The organism is Gammaproteobacteria bacterium (genome assembly GCA_041395445.1).
In the GTDB taxonomy this organism is placed as follows: domain Bacteria; phylum Pseudomonadota; class Gammaproteobacteria; order Xanthomonadales; family Marinicellaceae; genus NORP309.
Genome location: JAWLAO010000007.1, coordinates 121,433 through 146,851, shown reverse-complemented (window position 1 = coordinate 146,851; position 25,419 = coordinate 121,433). Strand labels below are relative to the sequence as shown.

The following is a 25,419-nucleotide window of genomic DNA, read 5'->3' as shown; positions in this document are numbered from 1 at the left end:
AAAAATTATTTTCCAAATAATATGGAAAGAATCAAATAATATTAAATTTCCCCTGCAACCAACATATAGTCTGTCAAGGCTATAGTCATTTACTTGAAAGTCTCACGCATAAAAACACTCAGAGCCAAAGCACATTGGTCAGCGAGTTTCTGACCTTCCATTTTATTGGTTTTATCCAAAATCTGTTTTTTCTGTTTTGCCAGCATATCTTCAAACTTATACCCTTGTGTTTTAGCATCATGATCAGAAAACTTCTTACCAACTTTCAGAGTGTTTTTGTTATTTGCTTTCCAGTTAGCAATCAGCATTTCATTCACTTTGGCAAACTCAGGCGATAATTTCTCGCAAGAATACAGCATCTCATTTGCCATATGCGACTGGATATACATGATACCTGCTTCTTCACTGAAATTTCCAGCTTGGGAAGTCGTGGTAATTATTAAAAATAGTAGAAGTGATAAAGATATGAATTGTTTCATTGAAACTCCGGAACGTGTGTGTTTATTCTTATTACGGAGTATTGGGGGGATTTGTGACATTATCTTCATAAATATATACAACAATCATAACCTAAACTATGATATATTTAACCCATTAATTAAGATTACTGAAAAATTCCATCCATTAGACAATACTGATAATTTCGACTTATGATAGATTATGATTATATAGAGTTCTCTGGGGTATTTCACATTCCCCAAAATAATATACGCTATGTCATAGAAGAACAAAAATGTTTTTTTCTATTTGATGATATTTGCAAAGGCGTTAATTTGGACAATAATCATTCTGATTTTATTAAAGGCTTATTAGCCAAATTTGAAGACATTTGTGTTGAAGAAGAGATAAATATTGAAGATTCGATTTCATATAATAGAGACCTTTGCTCAGGCTTACAAGAAATTTGAAAAAATGTTAAACTACCGTAGTTCACAAAATTTATTAAAATCATGTCTTGAAACAACTTAGCCAATCAAGCTTAGCCGACTCACTGTAGTCACCTCTACATGAAGAACTTGATGATATTCATGAATTACTGGACTGGAGTCGAATTGAAGCCCATCTGAAAGGCCTGTTTTCATCCAAACAGGAGAGCCAGCATAAGCCTCCGCTATTAATGTTTAAAATCATGTTACTGCAACAATGGTATTAGCCTGAGTGATGAAGGTATGGAAAAACCATTGGCACGAGATTTATTATTTCGTCACACCGGACTTGGTTTAAGTGATGGAACACCGGATCATACTGTTATCTGGCGTTTCCATAGAAGCTTGATTGGAAAATTAAAACTGGCAGAGGTTTTATTTGAAGAAATCAACCAACAACTTTGTGAACAAAACATTATGATTTAGGCCAGGGAGTCAGTATTATTGACATACAATAATCGAAGCCAAAACTCTCGTCCTAAGAATGGAAAAAACGGTGAGAATACACAGGATAAGAATCACTTTGCTTATACCAGTAAAGGTTCAGATGGCAAGCTCAAAACCACTTATGGTTTAAACTGTAGTAACAGTGATGAAGATGCCTTTTTACAGTACACCTGTACTGCCAATGAGCATGATTCTAAACAATTTAAGAAACTGCTGGGAGGAATCTCAAGCTTATGCTGATAGTGCCTATAAGCTTAAGGAACATGATGAGTATCTTCAAAGGAACAAAGCTAAAAAATGAAATACACGAGCGAGCCCACCGCAACAAGCCTCTGACTGAAGAAACAAAATTTGGCAAGTACTTGGAAGTCTCAAGTTGGGAACCGTGTTGAAATGTGTTCCGGCATTCTGGAAAACTACATTATGGCATTGCCAAAGCCAGACATGGAGGATTAATGCAATTACATACATCAATAGGCTTTCTTTGCCATGGCATATAACCTTAAAAGAGCGGTAAAAATACAAAATAGTTGTGCCCGTATAGCCAAAACACCCCGATTAGCCCTCAAAAAGCTGAGTCGGGATTAAGAAAAGAAAATCGGAACAAATAGTGGTTTTATCGAAAATCGAAAAAATTAGAAGTTTTAATCAATCAAGCAAAGGTCTCTAATATTAAAAATTATGGTCTCGGTAAATTTTTTATTAGTAGTGTAGAGGTTTAGATACTATTACTATAGTACAAATTTTAATACAATATTACTTTCTTAATGGTCAAGTATTTTATGAGAAGGATGATATCCTTAAATTAATATCCCTAATAAAAAATAATAATTTTATTGATTCTTTTGCTCGATTGTGAAAATAAGAAAAGTGAGAATAATTATTTGAATCATTAGTTTTACAATGTTTAAAGGGTACTTGCTATTTAAAGCAAATAGAGTGTCCCAAATGTTAATTTTTTACATCAGTGATGCACTAGGTTATTACCCTTTGTAATGGTCAAGTTTTTTCCGGACACATTTTTAAAGAATTTTGCTTTTAATTCGTTATATTTTTGTTTGGTGTTGGTATCAATTGCTGGTTCAGCCTTTTGTAGTTGTAAGTAGATATAACTCTCAACCAGCAATCACTGCTTCATGATTAATAAAGCTTAATGTGTTCAACCTTTCTGTTTTCAGATTTCACAAAAAAACGTTCCATAACTGCATTGTCCCAGCAATTACCTCCTCTTGACTCCATACTTCTGGTTAATGCGGGTTGGTCGCAATACGCACATCAAACATGTTTGATGTGTATTGCCTTCTTATGATCTGAATGTGCGCAGTTGCTGGTCATTGGTCGCTTACGATTGATGGCATTTTCAATGCCAAGGTGTAGCTGTGCATCTGTTGTCTTTGACGGTGCCCAGCCTACAATTTCTTTGGCACCCAAATCAAGTACGGCGACTAGCTCCAGCATTGGTGGTTTCGTATATAAGTAGATAATGTGACCAATGAGTGTTGGCCTGTGGCTGATTAAACTGTCGATTTAAGACGTTTCCAACTTTTATTACTGATGCCACCATCAGGTATTGGTGCTTTTCTTAAACCCTGATTGCTACAATGTTTGCCTCTTATGAGACTGTTGCTTTGTATTTATAGCAATATTGAATCCTTCATTGTTTAGTTGCTTTTTCATTCTGCGTTTGCCATCTTTGGGTGGTTTCAATAGCGTTTGTTTTGATGATACGAAGCATTTGTTGCTTTTCGCAGATATGGGCTTTTTCTTTGACTTGGTCGTAATACGTACTGGTTGAACTAAACACTTCGCAAAGTTCTTTGGTCTGATATTTTGGGTGCGCCATCTTTATTTTTAATCATTTGACTTAATCCTTTCGAACAAAGATAGGTAGGCCTTTTTAGTATTTCATTGTCTCTTTTGGCTACGCCATAATTCTTTCAGCCTTTGGATTTCTTGTTGCTCAGCTGTCATTGCTTGAGTTCCTTGGGGTGTTTTTCAAGTGAATTTCATCAATATATTGCTTTTTCCAGCGACTGACCGCTGTTTGACCAGCACCTGATATATCCATGACTTGCTTGTAGGTATAACCTTCTTCAACCATCAATTTGGCATAATCACGACGCTGCTCAACCGTAAATGATAATCTTTGTTTCTTTGACATTATCTAACCTCTGTTTTCAGTATTATATAGGCTAAAAATGTGTCCGAGTTTATTAGACCACTACACTTCAGCAAAAATATTGAAAGAGATGAAGTACAGAAAAGTTTACTACAAAGAATATTTAAAAATAGAAAAAGACCTGTTTATTAATCTTAATCAATGGGGCAATAAACCTTTAACTCTCACCGAGATATTTTCGTAAATTTGGAAAAAAGCATGTAAGTCTTTGAACATTGCTTGTAATGTGAGTTTTTACAAACTCCAAATTTAAGAAAATAGTGAGGGAAGCCAAAGGCCGAGAGTTCGGGGCGTGCTTTTGCGCTCCTTTTGCACGAGCAAAAGGAGCAAAGAAAAGATACTGAAATAAATTCAGCATGACCAATGATTGCTGAGATACATTCGACTTCGTGTGCGTTCGCACACTCCGCTCAGTATGACAACACACTATTGAATATCACAAATTCTCCCGAATAAATTCCTCAACAATCCCCTCCAATACATTCAAAGGCACAGACCCTTGCGATAGTATCGCATCATGGAAAGTGCGGATGTCGAATTTTTCGCCCAATTCTTTTTCCGCTTTACTACGCAGTTCCCAGATTTTGATTTCACCGAGTTTGTAGGATAAGGCTTGTGCCGGCCAGCCGATATAACGATCGATTTCAGTGCGGACATTGTGTTTGGACAGGGCTGTGTTTTCTTCCATCAGTTTGATGGCTTCGTCACGGCTCATGCCCATGGCGTGCATTCCTGTATCCACTACCAAACGCATAGCGCGCCACATATCGTAGGTCAGGCGACCAAATTCTGAATATGGATCTTGATAAAAACCAACTTCTTTTGCCAGTTTTTCACAGTACAAACCCCAGCCTTCGCCATAAGCGGAAATATAACTGTAGCGACGAAAATCAGGTAAAAAGTCCAACTCCTTACTCAAGGCACTTTGCAAGTGATGACCCGGAACGGCTTCGTGAAAAGTGAGTGCTTCAAGATTGTATAGTGGCCTCTTCTCCAACGCGTAAGTATTGACCCAATATTGCCCGGGACGAGTGGAATCCAATGGAGCCGAGGCATATCGACCGGTGGTGTAGTTGGGAGCAATGCTTGCAGGAACCGGATTGACTGTGTAAGGCTGCCTCGGTAGTTTAGTAAATAATTCCGGTAATTTGCCATCCATACGCTTGGCAATATAACTGGCTTCTTTGAGAAGTTCTTCCGCTGTTTTGGCATAAAATCGTTCATCAGTTCGTAGAAACTCGAGGAATTGAGCAAAACTGCCTTTGAATCCGACTTGTTTTATGACTTCTTCCATCTCGGCGCGGATTCTTTTGACTTCCTGCCAACCGATTTGATGAATTTCCTCAGGTGTTAATTCCAGCGTGGTGTATTCTTTAATCTGCTGCTGATAGTAGGCTTTGCCATCAGGAAGTGATCTTGCAGCAATATCCTCTCTCGCATTGGGAATATACACATTCACCATAAAATCCTTGAAATTCGCGTAAGATGGTTGGATTTGTTGTGAAATGATATCTTTTGCCTGTTTTTGAAACTCTGTGAATGTCTTTTCATCAATGAACTGTGGTTTGTTTTTCAGTGGACTGAAATAAATCGAATCCTCAACATCATCAACAATATATTTCTGAATAAATTGCGGATAATGCTCAATGATAACTTTGGGTTGAGTTCTTCCTTCTTTTAAACCAGCTCGCATATTGTCGATATTCTGCTGCATCACATCGTCCACCTGTGAGAGTTTGGAGAGGTAATTTTTAAAATCCTTTTCAGTTTTCAGATTGGCATATTGAGCCATAAATGCCAGATTGACATGAAAAGATCCTTCGGAATTGATGGGCATTTGGTATTCCTTGAAGTCTATATCAGCAATTTCGTCATGTAATTTTTGTGCAAACATATCATAGTTGATTTGTTGTTCAGAACTGAGTTTTGAGCGTTTGATTTTATGCAAACCTTTCTGTAACTCTTCAAGTTTGGCTTTGACTTGCAAATGATAAGCCTCACTCGCCGATACCAGCTCTCCATCCTTGTTTTCATAACTCAAATCCTGAATTTCCTGCCAGCCGGACTCCAGAAATTTCAACATTTTTTTATCATATCGAGTATTTCCCGCAATACAAAGTCCGGAAAATAAAAGCAAAAAAATCATTAAAAAGCGAAGAGAAAACAGTTTCATAGAAGTTCCAAAATATTTACTATCAGCTATCATAGCACCATTCAAAATCTAAATAAAAAACTTACTGAAAAATTTAAAATTAACCAGAAATCAATAGACTAGAGACATTTATTATCAATTTATGCTATAACTAGCACTGAATTCACGTTCTATTGAGGATTGCTATGAGAATCATTATTTTTGTATCACTTTGTTTATTATTCACAACTGCCAATGCCAAGCAGAAATACTATAAATGGACCGATGAAAACGGTAATGTGCATTATTCCGAAAAAAAACCGGAGAATAAAGAGGCACAGGAATTAAAAATCCGCTCAAAAGCTCCAAAACCACAGGAAACAGTAAGCGAAGAAGCCAGTACAGATAAGGAATTACCTCCCGATCAACAAGCTGTTGAAGATTTCAATCGCAATGAACAAGCCAAAGCCAAAGAAGCTCAGGATCAAGCCAATTGTGAGATTGCAAAGAAAAACTTGCAAACTTTAGAAAGTCGAAGCCGTGTCAAACGAGTCAACCCGGCAACAGGTGAGGAAATTTATATGGATAACACCGAAGTTGAAAAAATGATTAATGTGGCTAAACAATCCATCAGAAATTTGTGTAAATAAAACAATGAAAAGAAGAAATTTAGTCAAAGCTCTTGGCGTGAGTGCTGTTGCAGGAGCGATTTCAGCTTGTAAACCGAAAGCTCAGGATTGTACGAATTCAACCACAGCTGATACAAAAACCTACAAGTGGAAAATGGTGACTGCATGGCCCAAGAATTTTCCGGGTTTGGGAACTGGAGCTAATTTTCTGGCAGAAATCATCAATTCCATGAGTGGTGGACGACTGCAAATAACTGTTTATGGAGGTGGTGAGCTTGTTCCACCTTTGGAAGTTTTTGATGCTGTTTCCAGCGGCACCGCTGAAATGGGACATGCAGGAAGTTATTACTGGAAAGGTAAAGTGCCGGAGGCTCAATTTTTCGGAGCTGTTCCTTTTGGCATGAACGCACAAGAAATGAACGGCTGGATTTATCACGGTGGTGGTATGGAGTTATGGACAGAACTTTATGAACCGCATAATTTGGTTCCATTCCCGGTGGGTCATTCCGGCGTGCAAATGGGTGGCTGGTTTAACAAGGAAATCAACACTAAAGACGATTTGAAAGGATTGGTGATGCGAATTCCCGGGCTTGGCGGTGATGTTCTTGCTCGCGCCGGTGGTTCGCCCAAATTACTACCCGGCTCGGAATTATTCACTTCTTTGCAAACCGGAAATATCGATGCCACTGAGTGGGTTGGACCTTATAATGATTTGGCGTTTGGTTTGTATCAAGCGGCAAAATACTACTATTATCCGGGTTGGCACGAACCAACAGCATGTCTAGAAGGAATTGTTAATAAGCAGGCTTATGATTCCCTGCCTAATGACTTGCAGGAAATTATTCGTATCGCTTGTATGGCTGCCACACAAAATATGCTGGCAGATTATACAGCGAAGAATAACACCGCTTTGGAAACCCTCGTCAACGAACATCAAGTTGATCTCCGTAAGTTTCCCGATGAAGTTTTAGAAGAGCTGAAAAAACATGCTCATGATGTTGCTGAAGAGTTAGGTAATCAATCCGAAATGGGCAAAAAGATTTATCAATCTTATAAAACCTTTGCTGAGAAAATCCGAAAATGGTTGGAAGTATCTGAGAAAGCGTACTTGCAAGCTCGGTAAAATTTCTTTTCCATGGAAATTTTCGAACTTAGCCCATTTGTAAAGAATCAGTTTGATAAATATCCGGCATTAAATGGAATGTCGAGTAATGAGTTGAATCTGCAATCTGATTGGGATGATTTTCAACGGCAAAATACGCACCTTGATATTTTTTCTCTGTTGCGAAACTATCGGCAATCACGATTGGCTTTGATTGCCGTTCAGGATTTAAAGCACTTCGATTTACTGAAAACCTTAAAACTCGCCAGTCAATTGGCACGACTTCTAATTCGCAAGGCTTATGATTACGCACTCACCGAACATGAAGAGAAATTCGGACAAATTATCAATGATGGCAATACTGCCAAACTGATTATTTTTGCTCTCGGAAAACTCGGAGGCAATGAGCTGAATTATTCTTCGGATGTGGATTTGGTTTTTTGTTACACCGCAAACGGTGAATCCAATGGTCGGAAATGCACTGATGCTCAGAGCTATTTTCAGCGCTTGGGACAACGAATTATTCAAATTCTGGAAACAACCACAACTGATGGAATTGTCTATCGGGTAGATATGCGCTTGCGTCCTTTCGGCAGTGCTTCACCTTTGGTTTGTACCACGGATTATTTAATCCGTTATCTCGAATCCGAAGGCAGAGACTGGGAGCGTTATGCCTGGCTTCGGGCTTCCTGCATCGCCGGAGATATTGAAAACGGTGAGAAAACCATACAAAGTATTCAACCTTTCATCTATCGTAAATATCTGGATTACAATATTTATGAGTCCTTACGGCAAATCAAACAGCAAATTATCAGAAAACAGCTTGAAGATTTAGACAATATTAAACTCGGAAAAGGCGGAATCCGCGAAATCGAATTTATTGTACAAACCTTGCAACTGACATTTGCCGGCAGAAATCAACAACTTCGCGGCAATGATTTGTGGTTTCAACTTCAGCAGTTGAAGCAATATAAACACCTCAACTCTGAGGAATTTGAAAAGCTGTCAGATGGATGGATGTTTCTTCGTCGGTTGGAAAATCTTTGCCAAATCATCAATGACACCAGCACTCATCATTTACCAAACGATCAACAAACTCTGGCGCTATCTTTGAATTTCAAAAATACCGATGATTTGTTAAAAGAATTGCGCACTCACCGAGCAAATGTTAACGAGATTTTCCAACAATTGTTCTCTGAAAAGAATAACAAACCAACGACAAACAACCCGGAAATTCAAAAAATCAAAGACCAGGTTGCTGAGAAAAATTTTCCGAAATCAATCAAACATAAAATTTATGATACATGGGATGCAATGTCTCAATTACTGACTCCATTTAACCAACAAGATGAAATCATTGGGCGGTTTCAGAAAATCATCAATGCCATCAGTAAAAGAAGCAGTTATCTTTCTATGTTGATTGAATCGCCTTTAATTTTGGAAAAATTACTTCATCAAATTTCCCAAAGTCATTATTTTTCAGATTCCATCGCCAAAAACCCGATGCTGCTGGAGAGTTTATTTCACACTATTGACAACAATGATTTTCACATTTCTGAGCAATGGGATTTATTAATCAGAAAACAGAAATCTCAGGATGAAGAGCAGTTCCATGAGTTGCTTTGTCAGTTCAAGCAAATGATTCAATTTAAAACTGTTTCCGCTTTTTTTGATGAAATCATCAATGCTGTTCAAGCCTCAAAAATATTAACAAATCTTGCTGAGTTTATTCTCAAAAATGTGATTGAACAATCATGGCAACAAACACAAAAAAGACTACCTTCCTCAGTTTGCAATAATGATTTAATAGTAGTTGCTTATGGCTCACTCGCAGTTGGGAATATGCATCTGAACTCCGACTTTGATATTGTCTTTATTTCCCAAAACGAGTTGCCGGGTGAGGATTATCGTTTTGTCATACGCTGGATAAAACGAATTATCAATATGTTATCGTTGCCAACTTATTATGGCTCACTTTACCAAATTGACATGCAATTGCGACCAAACGGAAACTCTGGAACAGCTGTAGTCACCAAATCCGGATTTGAAGATTATCAGTTCAACCATGCATGGCTGTGGGAACACGCAGCGTTGATAAAATCCCGGGCTGTTTATGCAACTAACGAACAGAAAATATGGTTTGATAGCATTCGTGAGAAAATAATTAGGCTGAAAAGAGACCCGAAAGAAGTTGATAAACAACTCAACGAAATGTCAGAAAAACTCAAACTACAAGGCAATAAAAATCATGAAAAAGAATTTGAAGTTTTAGGGAATATTTTAAAAAAGGCTCACAATCAGCCGGAGATTATCAATACTGTTTTTGAACAATCTGATAACAGTATCAAATTTGAAGCTTCGATAAATATCCATGAATAAAAATCCTTTTCCTTTGGCAGTTACAACAAATCCAATTGTTCAAATCGAAGACGACTCTGTTCTTTCAAATAACTTCAAAGACATCTATTTCCAACCAAACAATGGTTTAGAAGAAAAAAAATACGTTTTCCTTGATGGAAATAACTTACCTCAGAACTGGAAAAAAAAGTCGGTATTTACCATTGCTGAAACCGGATTTGGGGTTGGGTTTAATTTTCTAAACACTTTAAAACTTTGGCATGAAACCCATGAAAAAAACCAGCAATTACACTACATCAGCTGTGAGTTATTTCCTTTTGATATTCAGCAGTTAGATGATATTTTATCACCGATAGAAACCCTCAAACCTTTTACAAAAATATTTCTGGAGAAATATCCCCAAATCAAAACCTATGGTTTTCATCGCATTCGCTTTGAAGAATTTAACTGCACATTAACGTTGATTTTCGGTGATTGTGTCGATGCTTTTGAAAACCTGGATGCCAAAATTGATGCATGGTTTCTGGATGGTTTTGCTCCGAGTAAAAACCCACAAATGTGGTCTGAAAAACTTTTTAAAAGAGTTTCTCAACTTTCACATCAAGGAACCACCTTATCAACATATTCTGTTGCAGCACCATTAAAAAAACAACTGACGGAAAATGGTTTTGTTATTCAAAAGAAAAAAGGTTTTGGTAAAAAACGTGAAATGCTGACTGCCACATTTCAAGATGAACAAACCGAAATATTCGATAAACAACCTTGGGCGCAAACATTTTCAGTCAAGGAAAAAGATGAAATTACCATTCTGGGCGCTGGAATTGCAGGGTTGAGCATTGCCGATTGTTTTTATTCTTATGGCAAAAAAGCCACCATGATTGACAGGCAAGTTAAACCTTGTTTGGAAACTTCGGGAAATCCCCAGGCGATGGTCATGCCCTCTTTTGATTTGAATGATTCGCCAGAAGCTCGTTTTTATCTCACGGCTTTTTTATATGCTGTCAGATACTATTCAAATCAGTTTTATCATCCGGTTGGAGTTCATCATCTGGCTTTCACAGAGAAACAACAAAGCTGGCAGGATAAATTGCTGAACAAATTCAACCTGCCGGAATTACTGATCAAATATCATGATAGAGGCATTCTTTATCCCTCAGCCGGTTGGTTGGATACTCAAGGTCATGCAGAAGATAAATTCAAAAAAATTGACAACTATATCAATGCTGAGATAGATAAAATTCTGTTTGAAGATGGACTCTGGCATCATTTTTCAAATGGTGAATTAATACACAAATGTAAGACGTTAATACTGGCAAATGGTATTAATGTCGTTCAGCTTTTAGCCAACTCTGACATTGATTATCATCTGCCTTTAACGGCAAAGCATGGTCAAATCAGTTATTTTAAAACTGAGAATTCAGACTCTATTATTGCCAAAAGCCCTCATGTTCAGCTCGCGGATGGTTATATCACTCCGCAATCGAATGGAGTTCAAACTTGTGGTGCAACTTTTGATCATTTGCCTGAGAATCAATGGTTTCAGCCGGCTTTTCCTGGAGAAGACCACTGGCAGAGAAATATTGAATTTTGGAAAGATACCGACCACTATTCCGAACTATTAAGATTCCAAAGCCATCAAACTCGTGCCGGGATTCGCGTCACCATACCGGATCATTTGCCGGTTTGCGGTGCAGTTATTGACCAGAAGCAATTTTGCAAAGATTATCATGATATTCATCACGGCAGACATTGGAAGCAATATCCAAAACCCAATCCAATCAATAACTTATATATTTTGACAGGATTGGGCTCTCGTGGATTCTGCTCTGCCCCATTGCTTGCAGAATATCTTTGTAATCAAATATTGGGACAACCCTTAGCACTTAACAAACAACTACAAAAGTCTGTTCACCCGAATCGGTTTTTGTATCGGAAATTAAAAACCGATAACTAATTCAAATAAGTACTTACTCAAAACCATTTTTAAAAATACGATCATCATCAGGGCTGTCATATTCATAAGCACCAAGATCGCGAATATTATTGACAGCAAAACCTCGTTGATCTTGGTTTGTTGAGTTGGCATCACCCAAGTCAATGGCTTCGCTTCCATCCAGTAAAGCATGTGTCTTTACACAGTTTCCATTTGCAAAAGGTGTGACGCATTCATTGTCCTCCAAACCACCCAAGGTTGTAGGTGTTAAAATCGTGGCTAACATTCCGTTACATCCTCCGGATGCGTTATCTGACATGTTGTTGCTACCGCTTTGAGTGCCTCCGTTGTTATAGCAATCATCCCCGCTTGTCGTTGCTGAATTACTGTGAAACAAAGAATTGTTTAGACTTGAAATCACTCCGGTTAAACTGTTTGATACAGCACCACCATTATTTCCTGAATTCCCCGAAAAAGTAACATTGAGAATCTCGGTGAGTGTTCCGGTATTTGCGAACCCTCCGCCAAGATTATCAACCGAGTTTCCTGACACAGTGCTGTTGCTTAATTTGGTTAAAGTTCCGGCATTGAACCCGGCACCACCGGCATTTGCCTGATTATTAAAAAATGTTGTTTTCCTGATTGCAGTAGCCAGTCCTTCATTATAAACAGCCCCTCCTCGATGAGCTTTATTGGTTAGGAACGCTGTTTTTGCGATGACCAAATCGCCTGAGTTTAATAGGGCTCCACCATAAAAAGTTTCAGTGTTTGAATTTCCATCCACACAGCCACGTTTAAGAACAAGATTACTCAAGTCCAGATCACCGGCAGATCCCACTCTAAGCAGTCTAAACTCGGAATCATTCGTTATTCCGTCATTGTTACAACCCAGGAAACTATCTCTTTCCAGAATATAGCCCATGCCATCAATAATCACAGAACTATTTATCGAGTTGGTTCCGGTATGACCATAAGTTGCATCATTATCCTCAACACGTTTTAAAACTATATCATTCCCAAAAATGATAGTATCAGTTGTTGCTGTAAAGATATTGGCACAATAAATTGCCTGATTCAGTTCATGAGCAGAGGTTACTGTTTTACTAAAATCGGAAGTCACATCCATCCCTAGTGCAAGACATCGTACTGCTGGGGACATATACTCAAAAGCACCAATATCCCGTGTACCTAAATTACCAAACCCTCTTTGATCATTAGCTGTTCCCGATACGGCTTCATCAACGGCTTCACTATCCATGTTCAAAGCATGCGTTTTGGTACAACTTCCATCGGCAGTCGGGACAACACAACCATTATCAGCAATGGGATTTACCGTTGATGTTGACAACAAGGTTGGTAATTGACCCGGACAACCGCCAAAGTTATTATCAGACATATTATTTGTTCCGGTAAATATATTTCCCGGAGTGCTGTAACAATCATCCCCATTATCGGCGGAATTATTGTGGAAAAGTGAATTGTTTAAGGTGATAGCATTCGTAACACTGTTGTAAATTGCTCCTCCATCCGATGCCAGACCTCCAAAGTTTCCAAAAAATGATGAATTGTTGATATTGTCTATCGAGCCAATATTAGAAATAGCACCACCATTATCATCACCTTCATTATTTGAAAAAGTGCTGTTATTAATTGCAACAATGGTTCCTGCATTACGAATTCCTCCTCCATACAATGCTTCATTGTTATAGAAAGTGCTATTATTCAATGCATTGATTATCCCTCTGTTCATTAATCCTGAACCATAAATAGCACCATTTCTTGAAATCGTGTTGTTATCAAATAATGCAACGGTTGCATTACCCTGATAAATTCCACCACCTTCAGAATCTGTACTGCCAGTACTATTATCTGAGACAATATTATTACTGAACATTGTAATTGAACCGAAGTTTTGTATTCCTCCACCATCAGCAAAAGCATAATTATCTGAGATGATATTATTGTTGACAACTGGTAATGGACCCGAACTGTAAATACCTCCTCCGACATTTGCTGAGCTGAATTTGACTTCACTATTTTCTATCGACAAAGTCCCTTCCGATTTAATAGCTCCACCCTTAAATTTATTTATTGAACCGCCATTTCCGTTGACACAACCATGCTTTAACCTAATGTTATTCAGACTCAATGTTCCTAAATCGCTGACTCTGAATATCCTGAATTCCGATGCATCTGAAACACTGTCATCATTACACGCAAGTGAACTATCTCTTTGAACAGTATATCCATTCCCGTTAATTGTAATTTCACTCACAACAGCCGGTGTCCCTGTTCCACCATGAGTGACACTACTTTCATACCTTTCAGTCAGAACAACACCCACAGTCAATTCAATGGTATCGCTCCCTGCATCACCAGCCGGGCAATCACCAACAGCAGTGTCTGTGTTTGCCGCTTCGATTGCTTCGGTGATGGAGCACAATCCGTTCGAATTGATAGCTCCGCCTGCTGAGTCATCATCAGTAATCGTTGCAGAAAATGCAGTGGATGAATCCAGCAGTAAAAAATATATAAACTTATAATTCATAGTTCTGACCGTTTAAAAATTCATTGTATTATAAAAATTCTAAAAAATTCAAACCTGACTTAATTCTGAAAAAGTTATGAATTTTTTATTAGAAATCTTACAATTCAAACCCATTTGTAAAAATGACATCATTGATTCCTTCATATTCAAACGCTCCGATATCACGAATACCATTAGCAAGAAAACTTCTTTGATCATGAGTTGTTGCATTCACATCTCCTTCATCAATAGCTTCACTCCCAGCCAATAAGGCATGAGTCTGAATACAGTTACCGTTGGCTAAAGGTGTAGAACAACCATTGTCTTCAAGAATCCCCAAAGTAGAAGGTGTCAATGTTGTCAAACGTAATCCGGGACAACCTCCTGCAATATTGTCAGACATGTTATTGCTACCGCTGAATGTACTGCCATCGTCAAAGCAATCATCATTACCTGAACTGCTTGAGTTATTGTGAAATAAGGAGTTTTCCAATGATGAAATCGTACCGCTCAATACATTTGCAATGGCTCCTCCGGCTGAACTATTGCCATTTGCGGAAAATGTATTATTTTTGATGCTGTCAATGGTTCCTGAATTCCCTACTGCTCCACCCGCAGCATTGCCGGAATCATTTCCGGAAAAGGTATTATTTCTCATTGTTGTTACAGCATTATCATTAAACATTGCTCCTCCGCCGGATTCAGAGTTATTACTATAAAAAGTACTGTTTCTGAGAGTTGACAAAGTTCCGGTATTATAAATCCCTGCTCCGCGATTCGCTTTGTTGAATAAGATTGCAGTCTTTGCCATCGCTAGCGAACCTGAATTGTAGATAGCGCCTCCATAGAACCAGTTCTCGTTGAAAGCTCCATTGACACAACCTTTCTTCAACACTATGTTTTTCAGCTGCAAATCTCCGCTACTATCCACTCTTAGTAATCTGAATTCAGAATCATTTTGAATATCATCATTATTACAAGCCAGCGAATTATCTCTTTCCAAACTGTGTCCCGCTCCATCAATAATCATTGGAGATTTCACGGCACGGGTTCCGGTATGACCATAAGTGACATCATCTTCTATAAGTTGGCTTAGGACAATATCGGCTGTGAAATTAATCGTGTCAGTAGTCGATGAATTCAGATTCGCACAAAAAATAGATTGATTGAATTCATGAGCAGAAGCCACGGACTTGCTAAAAACTCCTGAAGTATCCATTCCTAAATTCAGACAACGCTCTTCGCCCGTCAGGAATTCAAATGCTCCAATATCCCGCATGCCATCATGCGAAAACCCCCTCTGATCGAATGCCGTTCCACTGACAGCTGCATCAATTGCCTCACTGCCAGCAAGTAAGGCATGAGTTCCGACACACCTATCACCCGCTAGCTGGGTGACACAGCCATTATCTGCCAAAGAACCAACAGTTGATGCTGAAAGAGCTGTACCTAATAACCCGGGACAACCTCCTGACAAATTATCGGACATATTGTTATTACTTGTGACTATACTTCCACTATTCTCACAATCTTCACCTCCCGAGCCACTCACGTTATTCACAAATAATGAGTTGGCAAACAACTGGATAACACCTCCGGTCAGATTGCTGATTGCGCCACCGGCTAAGATTCCTGATGAATTATTTGAGAAGGTTATATTCTTCATAAGAACAATATCGCTCGTATTTGAGATTCCACCACCAGATGTTGAACCTATATTTCCTGAAAAAGTACTGTTGTATAGGTTTGTTATAGTACCGTTAAAGTCATTTCTAATACAACCTCCATAGAATGAAGTATTATTTGTAAAAACGCTCTGGCTTATATTGGTAATAGATGCTGTATTCCTTATACAACCTCCATTGTTACCTGCTTGGTTATTATAAAACCTGCTATTATTGATCTGTGATATCACTCCGGATGCATGGTGAATAGCTCCTCCACCTGTTTCGGCGTAATTGGACGAAAAGTCACTATCTCTAATTTCCATGTCACCTGTGTTATATACACCACCGCCAAATTTTGCCTGATTTTCTGATATTTTACTTCTGGTGATTTCGAGGATTCCATTATCATTTAATATGCTGCCACCATAAAATTTGAATAGACTTGTATCCGCGTTCACGCAACCATATTTCAAAGTAATATCCTGCAAATATAATTCGCCACTTGGTGAGACCCGCATAAGCCTGAATTCTGTAGCATCAGAAACTGAATCTTCATTACAAGCCAGTGAGTTATCTCGCTCCAGTGTATGTCCCATGCCATCAATTGTAATTATTGAAGTGATGCCCGGCGTTCCGGTTCGTCCTGAGTCACCTGGACTGCCGGTGTCAATATTCTCGTACTGCTCCGTTAGAACAATATTAACACTCAACTCAATAGTATCATTTCCCGAATCACCTGCCGGACAACTATCCACAGCAGAATCTGTATTAGCAGCAACAATAGCCTCAGTAATCGAACACAACCCGTTAGAGTTGATAGAACCGCCGACAGTATCATCAACAATAATTGTTGCAGAAAAGATAATTGGTGAAACCAATAATAATGAAAGAAGAATTTTGAATTTCATGGTTTTGACTGTTAAAAATGAATCAATTATAAAAATTGGTAATTTTTAAACCTGTATAACTTCTGAAATCTTTCTGAATTATGCCATTGAGAATAAACTTGATAAATTTTTCATTGAAATATTTCCGCCACTCATCACCAGGACAACTTTTTTGCCATTGAGTGCTGACTTTAATTTCAAAGCAGCGGCAAAAGTTGCCGCCGATGCTTCTTCAATTAAATTATGAGTGGTTTCAATTAGAGTTTTATTGGCTGAAATAATTTCTTTATCATCAACCAGCACAAAATCATCAACCAGTTCCCACATAATTTCCTGTGTATTCATAAACGGTACACCGGTCGCCACGCCCTCTGCAATTGTGTGGTTTTCGGCTTCTATGAGCTTTGAGATCTTCCAACTCAGTTGTTGAGCCGGGGCTTGTGCGGATTGAACACCGATGATTTTGATTTTAGGATTAATCGACTTTGCAACAATCGCTGTCCCACAAACGCCACTTCCGGCTCCAACCGGAACAATAATGACGTCCACATCCGGTAATTCATTGATGATTTCCAAACCATAAGTTCCGACACCTTTTATCAAAACATCATCAGTCGGGCCGATGAACATTCCTTTGTTTTCTTGTGCCGCTTGTAGTGCTCCTGCCCTCGCCTGATCAAAATCATCTCCGTAAAATTCAACATTGGCTCCAAAAGCTCGCATGGATTCCACTTTACCGGGGTTTGCACCTTTTGGGACAAAAACATTGGCTTTTACACCAAACTTTTGGGCTGAAAATGCTATCGATTGCCCATGGTTTCCAGTAGAAGCTGTATATACACCGTTACGTTTTTGTTCTTCAGTAAGAGTGGACATTAAATGAATTCCACCCCGAACCTTAAAAGCACAGGTTGGGTTGTGGTTTTCATGTTTGAGCCATACATCTGTACCCAGCATATCACTGAGAATCTGATAATGTCTTAACGGAGTTGGTTTAAGAAATTTATAAACATCATGACTAGCTTTGATGATGTCCTTGATTGTAATTTTATCGTACATTAAATATTTCCAAATAAGAGTGAACTGGCTATCACGACCAAAATGATAGAGAGGAATAAAATAACCGTATCAAAAAAGACCAACCCAATGTTTTTTAGTAAAGTCATAAAAATTGATTGGCGGTAAACTTTTAGCATGGATATAAAACTGAATAGCCAAATGAGTGCTGCCAATATACTCCAAAACCAATATCCATAACTCAATGGAAGCAGAATTGCTATAATTCCTGTGACAAAGATCATCGATCGGAGGTTCAAAAAGAAAACAAAATGTTCGACATATTTTCTCTTTGTACGAATATAAAACAGCTTGCCAACCATTGAGATTAACAGCACTTCAAGTAATATAGCCCAAGGAAGATTTTTTACTATGAAATCCCGAAATGCAGTGGCATTTTTATTGAGTCGCAAGGCCTGATTCATTAATAAAGTTTCAAAAAAACCACTCACTTCATATTTTTCAATCAACTGATTGATAGGCATATTACTGATATCAAAAATGTTAATATCATAAGTTTTTGTTGATACGAGCTTAATGTTGGTTGTTTTTGTTCGATCAATATTCAGGTCCTTCTCAATTTCATCCAGTTTTACAATCGACTCTTTCAGTTGTTGGATTTGTTCTTTTAATGACTCCGGTGAGGACTTTAGAACACTTTTAACTTTCTCACTTTGGCTTTTTTCCAAAACCTTTATTTTCTTCTCAGAGAGTTCAATTTGATTATTAAATTCATATCGTAATTTTGAGATAAGTTTATCGTATCTCAGTTCAACGTATCCTTGTTCCATAAGGTCATAAATACTATCATCACCACCGCCTGTAATCACCACATCATCATTTTCATTGGTTGAACTCTGTAGAGTTAATTGCCCGGATTCCTTAAACAACATGGCAAAAAATATAAACATCAGAAAGATAAAAGTCCGTGCCGGAGGAAAGTAGGAAACTCTTTTATTGGTTAGAAATTGATTTGTTAAAAACCCCGGGATAAAGACACCACGCAAGGTGGTAAAGATTTTGGAGTCATAATTAAAAATACTTGAGAAAAAATCGGAAATAATCGACCAGACACTGAGTATTCTTAGTTTTCTTTTTTGCCCACAGTTGAGGCAAAAATTAGCTTCCGGTGAATTGACACTTTCACAATTAGGACAAGTATTTGAAGAGTTTGTCATTTTTATTATTCATAAACGTATGTACATGAAATATACACAAAAACAGAAGATGTATGAAATATTTATAAATAAATGACGAAAGATAAGGCTTAAGGTTACAAATTTTTTCTGGATTTTTACAAATGCCGGAAATAAAAAAGCCAGCTACACCGGGCGGTGTAACTGGCTAACGCACAGCCGTGGAGCCGTGCAATCCCACTAAAATAGCTACTGTCTAGGCTTTGACCAGACCTAAGTCGTAGCGTTTACCCACGAGCTTCAAATTATAAGGAGATGAGAATAATTATCAATGTGTAAATTTGCACAAATTATTTCCAGAACCATTGAAACACTTTTGCTGAATAGAGCACCGATTCATCTATAATTGCATACAAGACTAGTGCTAGCAAAGAGTGAGACAGAGCCAAAGGCAGCAATCTCTTAAATTTGAGCCAGCTATAAGCCCAAAATAATCCGGCAACAAATGTTAATCCAAACATGGCAAAAGATGGCAAATGGAGTGTTGCAAAAATTAAAGAGGCTGCCAAAGCCGAATAAAAACGATGACATGTTTTTGTGAAAAAGATTTTTTCTGACAGTATAAACCCCAGAAAAAACTGCTGAACCATTGCCCAAACAAAGTATTGAGGAAATGCATTCAAAAACGCCAAGTTAAATTGATTCATCCAAAGCATCGGAATGAAAAGCAGAATTGTTGGTGATAAAATAAATAGCCAGGATTTTAATAAATTAGGTTCACTAATAGTTGAAACCCAAGAGTCTATGACTTTTGGCTTTCTGCTAAAGACCCAATAAACAATAATCAACACAAGTAGTACATACGCATACAAAACAGCGTTTATTGACTCTATTGAACTATACTGATGATTGATTTTATGTAATTTCGGACTTTGCCATGAACTTATGCCTTTAATTGTTAGAATACTTTCAGGAAATTTCTCTATCAAATGACTTTTCAGCCACATATATTTTGACGGAAAAAGACAGTACTCTTGCAATTCAAAAATATTGATATCTGACAAAAGTATATTTTTAGTCTCGATATTATCACCATCACAATTAATTGCTGTTGTCGCCTCAGTCATTGGTGTTGAAGAATATGGTAATAAAATTTCATCAAGTATAATATCCGCATTGGGATTTTCGAATATTAGAACAATTGAAGAAATCTTTTGCGACAGATTACCCCATTTAAAGGGTTTCTTTTCTTCTGAAATATCACTCAGACCAATCCAACTCAACTTTGTTAAATCAATATGGTTTTCTTTATCTTGCAACGGAATGTTATAGCTGTAATAAAAATAATCATCATCCAGTTGTTGTTTCGCTTGAAGGAGCAGCTTCGCATCTATGTTTTGCGGTGATTTGATGATTATGTTTCCATGAATACCACTATTGATAATTTCGGAAGAAAAGTTCAGTGAAATTCGCGGATTACTACCTTTTTTGGCACCCAACAGACCTTTCTCTTGTCGATATTGCCAGTACTTGTAATACGATGATACCACATCAGAATCACTCTCAAAATTCCACACAAACGGTGAAATTTCTTTTTGTAAATTCAATAATTTATTTTCAGCTTCGGTCTGAATTCGTATTCGAGTCAAAGAAACCGAAACCAACCAGGAGCTAAAAATTATTATCAAAACAGGAAGAATATATCTGATTTTAATCAACTTTTTTCACTTTCTGAAAGATAGGACTTGTAGAAAAAATTATTGGAACTATTATCGCTATATTCAGTTTTAAATCAATCGGAGAATATTAAAATGGCTCAAACGGTCACAGCACATTGGCTTCAAGATTATACTTTTGTCGGAAAAACCGATAGTCACAAGTCTGTTATAATGGATGCACCAACTGTCAAAGACGGAGAAAAGTGCGCACCTTCACCAATGGAAATGGTGCTTCTGGGTTTAATGGGTTGTGCCGGAATTGATGTCAAATTAATTTTATCCAAATCCAAAAAGGAAATCACTAAACTCGAAATCAAGGCAACTGCCAATCGTCGTGATGAGTTCCCGCGTATTTTTACGGATATCCACCTTCATTTTATAGTTTCCGGTGAAGATTTGGATGAGAAGTCAGTCTCACGCGCGATTAAACTTTCTGCTGAAAAGTATTGTTCGGTTTCAGCAATGCTAGAGAAAACTGTCGAAATCACTCACGATTTTGAAATTGTTTAGAGCTTTCTAATTGCAATTGATTCTCATTATTGATTTGTAAGAATCTCTCCCCATATAATGAACTTAAACTTTTTGGAGACATTTATGAGTAAGTTTTACGAATTTTCCGCAACCGATATTTCAGGCAACGATGTTTCAATGTCCGATTACAAAGATAAAGTGGTTCTCGTTGTTAATACAGCGAGCAAGTGTGGACTCACGCCACAGTTTGAAGGTTTGCAAAAATTATATGAGGACTACAAAGATCAGGGATTGGAAATTCTCGGTTTTCCATGCAACCAATTTGCATCGCAAGACCCGGGCAGTAATGAAGAAATAGCCAGTTTTTGTGTCAAAAATTATGGTGTTGACTTCAAAATGTTCGATAAAATCGACGTCAATGGTGATGATGCTCATCCTGTATTCAAATATCTCAAAGATGAATTGGGAGGAACACTTGGGAAAAAAATCAAATGGAACTTCACCAAATTTCTAATTGGTAAAGACGGACAACCGATTAAGCGTTTTGCTCCAACCACCAAACCGAAAGATATTGAAAAATATATCAGTAAGGCACTTGCATAAATCTCTAAAATGAAGAGCAGTATTTTCTGCTCTTCATCTTTGCAAATTTAGATGTGAGCTTTACAGAAATGATTCGTAAACTCTTGCAATAATAATTGTATCAGTCTTTCTACTTCTTCTTTTTTGTACTCGGTTTTTTCAACACGACCCCAAACCACTCCCGGCCAGAAAGCATCATCAACACTTCTGCCAATAATATGAACATGCATCTGCGAAACAATATTGCCAATTGTTGCTATGTTCAGTTTGTCGGTTTTGAAATGATTAACAAGAAGCCCTGAAAGTAAGTCAATATTTTTATCCAGTTTGGCTCTTTCAGCCTTATCCAATTTAAAAAGTTCTGTTTCTTGTGTGTTTGGTAAAATAATAAACCACGGAACTAAAGAATTATTCATCAACAATAATGTTTGTTCGTTAAGCTGACCAAGTTCAAAAGTATCGGCCTTGAGTTTTGGATTTATAGTGATTGTTGTCATACGCTAAAAAAATCAGAAACTGGAATTGGGTTGTTTAAGGAACTCAATCTCTTGTTCAGTCGATTGACGACCTAATATTGCGTTGCGATGAGGATAACGACCAAACCGATCAATAATTGTTTTATGTTTGTACTCAAATTCCAGATTACTTTCAACTCCCAAAGCTGTAAAAAGTTTGACAGCTTCTTCATGAATCAGCTGAGATTCACTATGCATAAACGGCATATACATAAACACACACTGAGCTTGAGATAATTCCGTATCAAAACCTTTGGAAATTGCAACTTGAGAAAGAGTCAAAGCCATTGCATCATAAGCAAATGACTCTGGTTTATCACGAAACATGTTACGAGAAAATTGATCCAAAATAATGATTTCAGCCAAACTTCCTACAGATGTTTCTCGCCATTGAAACAATTCTCCCGAAATGGCTTGTTTATGTATCGTTCCAAAACGATTTTCAATCAACGAGTCAAATTCCTCGCTTTTTTGCCACCATTGTTTGGGCTCAATTTCTTCAAACCAGAAATCGATAATTTCTTTGTACATTTGACTCCATCCCTCTTCATTCTTAATCTTTGAGTTTACGATATTACTTAAATTCGGTCAATATCGCTTATGCGTATAAACCTCTCTTATGTTTCAAAATAATATTTACCAATTCAAACCTTAGCAAAGTTTTTCTACAACATCATTGTAAACTTATGGTATAAAATGCCTAGTAATTCAAAATGAAACCAAACTTAGTTTGCTATGAAAAAACACGATAAAATCTATCTTTTGGATCAAATGTTGAAAGCTGCGAAATATCCGATAAGCAAGGAATACATTGCCGAACGCCTTGAGTGTTCCATTGCAACGGTTTATCGAACCATTGGTGACCTACGCGATGGTTACGGTGCTCCTATTGAGACCGATGCCAACAACGGTGGATTTTATTATCATGGTGATGATTCCTTTGAACTGCCCGGATTGAGATTGCAATCTGATGAAATTGAAGCTCTTTTAATGGCAAGTCATCTTCTTGAAGATATACAAAAAGGTCTGTTGAAAGAACCTCTTTTACGCTTGCTAAATAACATCTCCAATCTGCTGAAAGAACACGGCATCAAGGATAAGAGAAACATTCAAATCATTTATGCACTGTTCCGAAAAGCCGATCCGGAAATTTTTTCACAAGTTTTTCAAGGATTGCAGAACGGTAAAAAACTACAAATCGAATATTTGGCTCGCTCAACAAAAGAAACCAGCCAAAGAAGCATTTCACCATTGAAATTAACGAACTACAAAAACGCCTGGTATCTGGATTCATGGTGTCATTTACGCGAAGCGATTCGTAGCTTTGCATTAGAACAAATTGTCAGTTGTAAAATTTGCGATGAACCCGCAATTGAGGTCAATCAAAAACTTCTGAAAGAGCATTTTAGTGGCTCTTATGGAATTTTCTCCGGTGAACCGAAGTACACCGCACGCCTCAAAGTGTCGGAGCAAGTCGCAGGTTGGGTTGCCAAAGAGCAATGGCACTCCAAACAAAATTTGATGGAATTGAAAGATGGTTCGTTATTCCTTGAAGTGCCTTATAACAACGACACTGAGTTGGTGATGGATATTTTACGCTATGGCGAAAATATCACGGTGCTTAGCCCGGATTCTCTCAGAGAAAAAGTCAAATTAACCATCGAGCAAATGCAAAAGAATTATCAATAATCTCTCCGGCTTTAATCAGCAAGTTAAATTTCAGTTATTGATTTATATTTCAAAATAAATATTGAATTTAGATTCTGAATCTGTAAAATTTAAAAATGACCGACCATCGGTCATTTATTATTTTGGATAAACTATTTACGGCTATAATTGTAGATAAAGACAAAAAACGCAGAGACATTGCAATTGCATGCACAGAATTACTTTTGGAAAAAGGTTTAAAGAATTTAACCGTCGCTGAAATTGCAAAAACCGCAGGAATTGGCAAAGGAACGGTGTATGAATACTTCTCAAAAAAAGAAGATGTTGTCTATGAAATCATCAGAAACTTGATGGCTGAGCATCAGCAGGATATCGCTTCTCGAACTGATTCAAACACATCAACCAGACAAAAAGTTTTTTATCTCATGGATTTTTTACTCCAAGAGGATAAAGATTATTCCAAACATTTAGAAACCTACAAAGAGTTTGTCAGTATCACTTTGTCTGATTCAAATGCGGATGAAATGCATCAATTTAATGCCGAGTGCAATTCATTTATGAAATCCATGCTGACCGACATCATTAATGAAGGAATCGAGAAGAATGAAATTATTCCTGAGTCCAAAAACCTCATCGGCGGCATCATGATTAGTGAGTCCGGAGCTATGCTCAGAGCTTGGCTGACCAACACAGACACCAAAAAAGAATTTAAAAATTATATCAACACCCTGTTTAATCTTATCGAAATAAAAAAATGAAGAAATCATTATTAATTATCCTGTTCCTTTTCAGCCATCAACTCTTTGCAGAAGAGGTTTATGCAACATTTACCGTTCACGCCAGACAAAATGCCAACTTGGCTTTTAGTTATAGTGGAATTGTCAAAGACATCAATGCGGATATCATGAGCGAAGTGAAAAAAGACGATGTTCTTGCCACTTTGGTCAGCGATGACTTGATTGCTACACACAACGCAACCAAGGTTGAGCTGAAGTACGCCAAACTGGAATATGAACGCCATAAAGATTTGTATGCAAAAAAGCTCATCGACAAATCTCAGCTGGATAAATATGCTCTTGCATACGAAAGTCTTCTTGCAAAAATTGAGTATGAAAAAACAATTTTTGCCAAAACCATTTTGACAGCCCCTTTCGATGGAGTGATCACTCACAGATATATTGAATCGGGAGATGTTGTCAGCGGACAGATGATTAAAACTGCTTTCACCATACAAAGTCCGAGTCAAAGAGTTCTCGTTGCCGAGTTTGATCAAAAGTATAACAATCAAGTCAAGATAGGTGATTCATTCATATTTACCGTTGACGGTGATTCCAAACAACACAAAGCCAAAATTGACCGAATTTATCCTCAGGCCAATGAAGACAACCGAAAAATATATGCTCAAGTTTTTGTAGAGGGCATCAAAGTCGGTATGTTTGGTGAAGGAAAAATTATTACGTCTGCTACTGAATAAATAATCAGGAATC

General features: G+C 37.6%; 21 protein-coding genes and 1 pseudogene. 11 read left to right on the top strand and 11 right to left on the bottom strand.

The features are described 5' to 3' along the window. Window positions 1-89: 89 nt before the first annotated feature. Window positions 90-479 (bottom strand): hypothetical protein, encoded by a 390-nt coding sequence (locus R3F25_11840; GenBank protein MEZ5497495.1) that lies wholly within the window; start codon window positions 477-479, stop codon window positions 90-92. Window positions 480-650: 171 nt separating this feature from the next. Between R3F25_11840 and R3F25_11835 the strand changes: the two genes are divergently transcribed. Both R3F25_11835 and R3F25_11830 read left to right on the top strand, forming a co-directional pair. After that, entirely contained in the window at window positions 651-908 is a 258-nt protein-coding gene (locus tag R3F25_11835; protein ID MEZ5497494.1) for a hypothetical protein, read from the top strand. A gap of 47 nt (window positions 909-955) precedes the next feature. Further along, a pseudogene (locus tag R3F25_11830) lies at window positions 956-1,961 on the top strand (transposase). A 1,066-nt stretch (window positions 1,962-3,027) separates the two neighbouring features. On the opposite strand, the gene R3F25_11825 reads toward R3F25_11830, so the two are convergent. From R3F25_11825 to R3F25_11815, 3 genes are all read right to left on the bottom strand, one after another. Further along, the gene (locus R3F25_11825; protein MEZ5497493.1) at window positions 3,028-3,216 is read right to left on the bottom strand and encodes a hypothetical protein; all 189 of its coding nucleotides are present in this window, start codon (window positions 3,214-3,216) and stop codon (window positions 3,028-3,030) included. 117 nt (window positions 3,217-3,333) lie between these two features. Further along, window positions 3,334-3,534, bottom strand: a complete 201-nt coding sequence (locus tag R3F25_11820; GenBank protein ID MEZ5497492.1) for a hypothetical protein — start codon at window positions 3,532-3,534, stop codon at window positions 3,334-3,336. A gap of 454 nt (window positions 3,535-3,988) precedes the next feature. Further along, window positions 3,989-5,725 (bottom strand): DUF885 domain-containing protein, encoded by a 1,737-nt coding sequence (locus tag R3F25_11815; protein ID MEZ5497491.1) that lies wholly within the window; start codon window positions 5,723-5,725, stop codon window positions 3,989-3,991. A 164-nt stretch (window positions 5,726-5,889) separates the two neighbouring features. Here R3F25_11815 and R3F25_11810 point away from each other — a divergent pair, with 164 nt between their 5' ends. The 4 genes from R3F25_11810 to mnmC are packed head-to-tail and all read left to right on the top strand — an operon-like array spanning window position 5,890 to window position 11,726. Beyond that, a complete protein-coding gene (locus R3F25_11810; GenBank protein ID MEZ5497490.1) occupies window positions 5,890-6,333 on the top strand; it encodes a DUF4124 domain-containing protein in 444 nt (147 codons plus the stop codon). A gap of 4 nt (window positions 6,334-6,337) precedes the next feature. After that, a complete protein-coding gene (locus tag R3F25_11805) occupies window positions 6,338-7,435 on the top strand; it encodes a TRAP transporter substrate-binding protein (protein ID MEZ5497489.1) in 1,098 nt (365 codons plus the stop codon). A gap of 12 nt (window positions 7,436-7,447) precedes the next feature. After that, window positions 7,448-9,793, top strand: coding sequence for a hypothetical protein (locus R3F25_11800; protein ID MEZ5497488.1), 2,346 nt, complete (start codon window positions 7,448-7,450; stop codon window positions 9,791-9,793). Beyond that, entirely contained in the window at window positions 9,786-11,726 is a 1,941-nt protein-coding gene (gene mnmC, locus R3F25_11795) for a bifunctional tRNA (5-methylaminomethyl-2-thiouridine)(34)-methyltransferase MnmD/FAD-dependent 5-carboxymethylaminomethyl-2-thiouridine(34) oxidoreductase MnmC (GenBank protein ID MEZ5497487.1), read from the top strand. The genes R3F25_11800 and mnmC overlap by 8 nt, the downstream gene beginning before the upstream one ends. A 13-nt stretch (window positions 11,727-11,739) precedes the next feature. Here the strand turns inward: mnmC and R3F25_11790 are convergent, their stop codons facing one another. The 5 genes from R3F25_11790 to R3F25_11770 form a co-directional block, all read right to left on the bottom strand. Then, window positions 11,740-14,253: a choice-of-anchor Q domain-containing protein gene (locus tag R3F25_11790; protein ID MEZ5497486.1), complete on the bottom strand. Its 2,514-nt coding sequence runs from the start codon at window positions 14,251-14,253 to the stop codon at window positions 11,740-11,742. A 97-nt stretch (window positions 14,254-14,350) separates the two neighbouring features. Beyond that, the gene (locus tag R3F25_11785) at window positions 14,351-16,807 is read right to left on the bottom strand and encodes a choice-of-anchor Q domain-containing protein (GenBank protein ID MEZ5497485.1); all 2,457 of its coding nucleotides are present in this window, start codon (window positions 16,805-16,807) and stop codon (window positions 14,351-14,353) included. 78 nt (window positions 16,808-16,885) lie between these two features. Continuing rightward, window positions 16,886-17,845: a threonine/serine dehydratase gene (locus R3F25_11780; GenBank protein MEZ5497484.1), complete on the bottom strand. Its 960-nt coding sequence runs from the start codon at window positions 17,843-17,845 to the stop codon at window positions 16,886-16,888. After that, window positions 17,845-19,020 (bottom strand): DUF3667 domain-containing protein, encoded by a 1,176-nt coding sequence (locus R3F25_11775; GenBank protein ID MEZ5497483.1) that lies wholly within the window; start codon window positions 19,018-19,020, stop codon window positions 17,845-17,847. The genes R3F25_11780 and R3F25_11775 overlap by 1 nt, the downstream gene beginning before the upstream one ends. Before the next feature lie 308 nt (window positions 19,021-19,328). Next, window positions 19,329-20,696 (bottom strand): CPBP family intramembrane glutamic endopeptidase, encoded by a 1,368-nt coding sequence (locus R3F25_11770; protein MEZ5497482.1) that lies wholly within the window; start codon window positions 20,694-20,696, stop codon window positions 19,329-19,331. Between the two features lie 93 nt (window positions 20,697-20,789). Here R3F25_11770 and R3F25_11765 point away from each other — a divergent pair, with 93 nt between their 5' ends. Both R3F25_11765 and R3F25_11760 read left to right on the top strand, forming a co-directional pair. Continuing rightward, window positions 20,790-21,206 carry an OsmC family protein gene (locus R3F25_11765; protein MEZ5497481.1) on the top strand — a complete coding sequence of 139 codons (417 nt, stop codon included), beginning with the start codon at window positions 20,790-20,792 and terminating at the stop codon, window positions 21,204-21,206. 84 nt (window positions 21,207-21,290) lie between these two features. Next, the gene (locus R3F25_11760) at window positions 21,291-21,770 is read left to right on the top strand and encodes a glutathione peroxidase (GenBank protein MEZ5497480.1); all 480 of its coding nucleotides are present in this window, start codon (window positions 21,291-21,293) and stop codon (window positions 21,768-21,770) included. A gap of 47 nt (window positions 21,771-21,817) precedes the next feature. Here R3F25_11760 and R3F25_11755 read toward each other — a convergent pair whose 3' ends face one another. Together R3F25_11755 and R3F25_11750 are read right to left on the bottom strand one after the other, a co-directional pair. Further along, window positions 21,818-22,246 (bottom strand): HIT domain-containing protein, encoded by a 429-nt coding sequence (locus tag R3F25_11755; GenBank protein ID MEZ5497479.1) that lies wholly within the window; start codon window positions 22,244-22,246, stop codon window positions 21,818-21,820. 12 nt (window positions 22,247-22,258) lie between these two features. Next, window positions 22,259-22,795, bottom strand: coding sequence for a DUF924 family protein (locus tag R3F25_11750; protein ID MEZ5497478.1), 537 nt, complete (start codon window positions 22,793-22,795; stop codon window positions 22,259-22,261). A 204-nt stretch (window positions 22,796-22,999) separates the two neighbouring features. On the opposite strand from R3F25_11750, the gene R3F25_11745 reads away from it, so the two are divergent. The 3 genes from R3F25_11745 (at window position 23,000) to R3F25_11735 (ending at window position 25,406) form a co-directional block, all read left to right on the top strand. Next, window positions 23,000-23,953, top strand: a complete 954-nt coding sequence (locus R3F25_11745; GenBank protein MEZ5497477.1) for a YafY family protein — start codon at window positions 23,000-23,002, stop codon at window positions 23,951-23,953. Window positions 23,954-24,048: 95 nt separating this feature from the next. Next, window positions 24,049-24,690 (top strand): TetR/AcrR family transcriptional regulator, encoded by a 642-nt coding sequence (locus R3F25_11740; protein ID MEZ5497476.1) that lies wholly within the window; start codon window positions 24,049-24,051, stop codon window positions 24,688-24,690. Further along, window positions 24,687-25,406: an efflux RND transporter periplasmic adaptor subunit gene (locus R3F25_11735; protein ID MEZ5497475.1), complete on the top strand. Its 720-nt coding sequence runs from the start codon at window positions 24,687-24,689 to the stop codon at window positions 25,404-25,406. Before R3F25_11740 ends, R3F25_11735 begins: the two co-directional genes overlap by 4 nt. The last annotated feature ends 13 nt before the right edge of the window (window positions 25,407-25,419 follow it).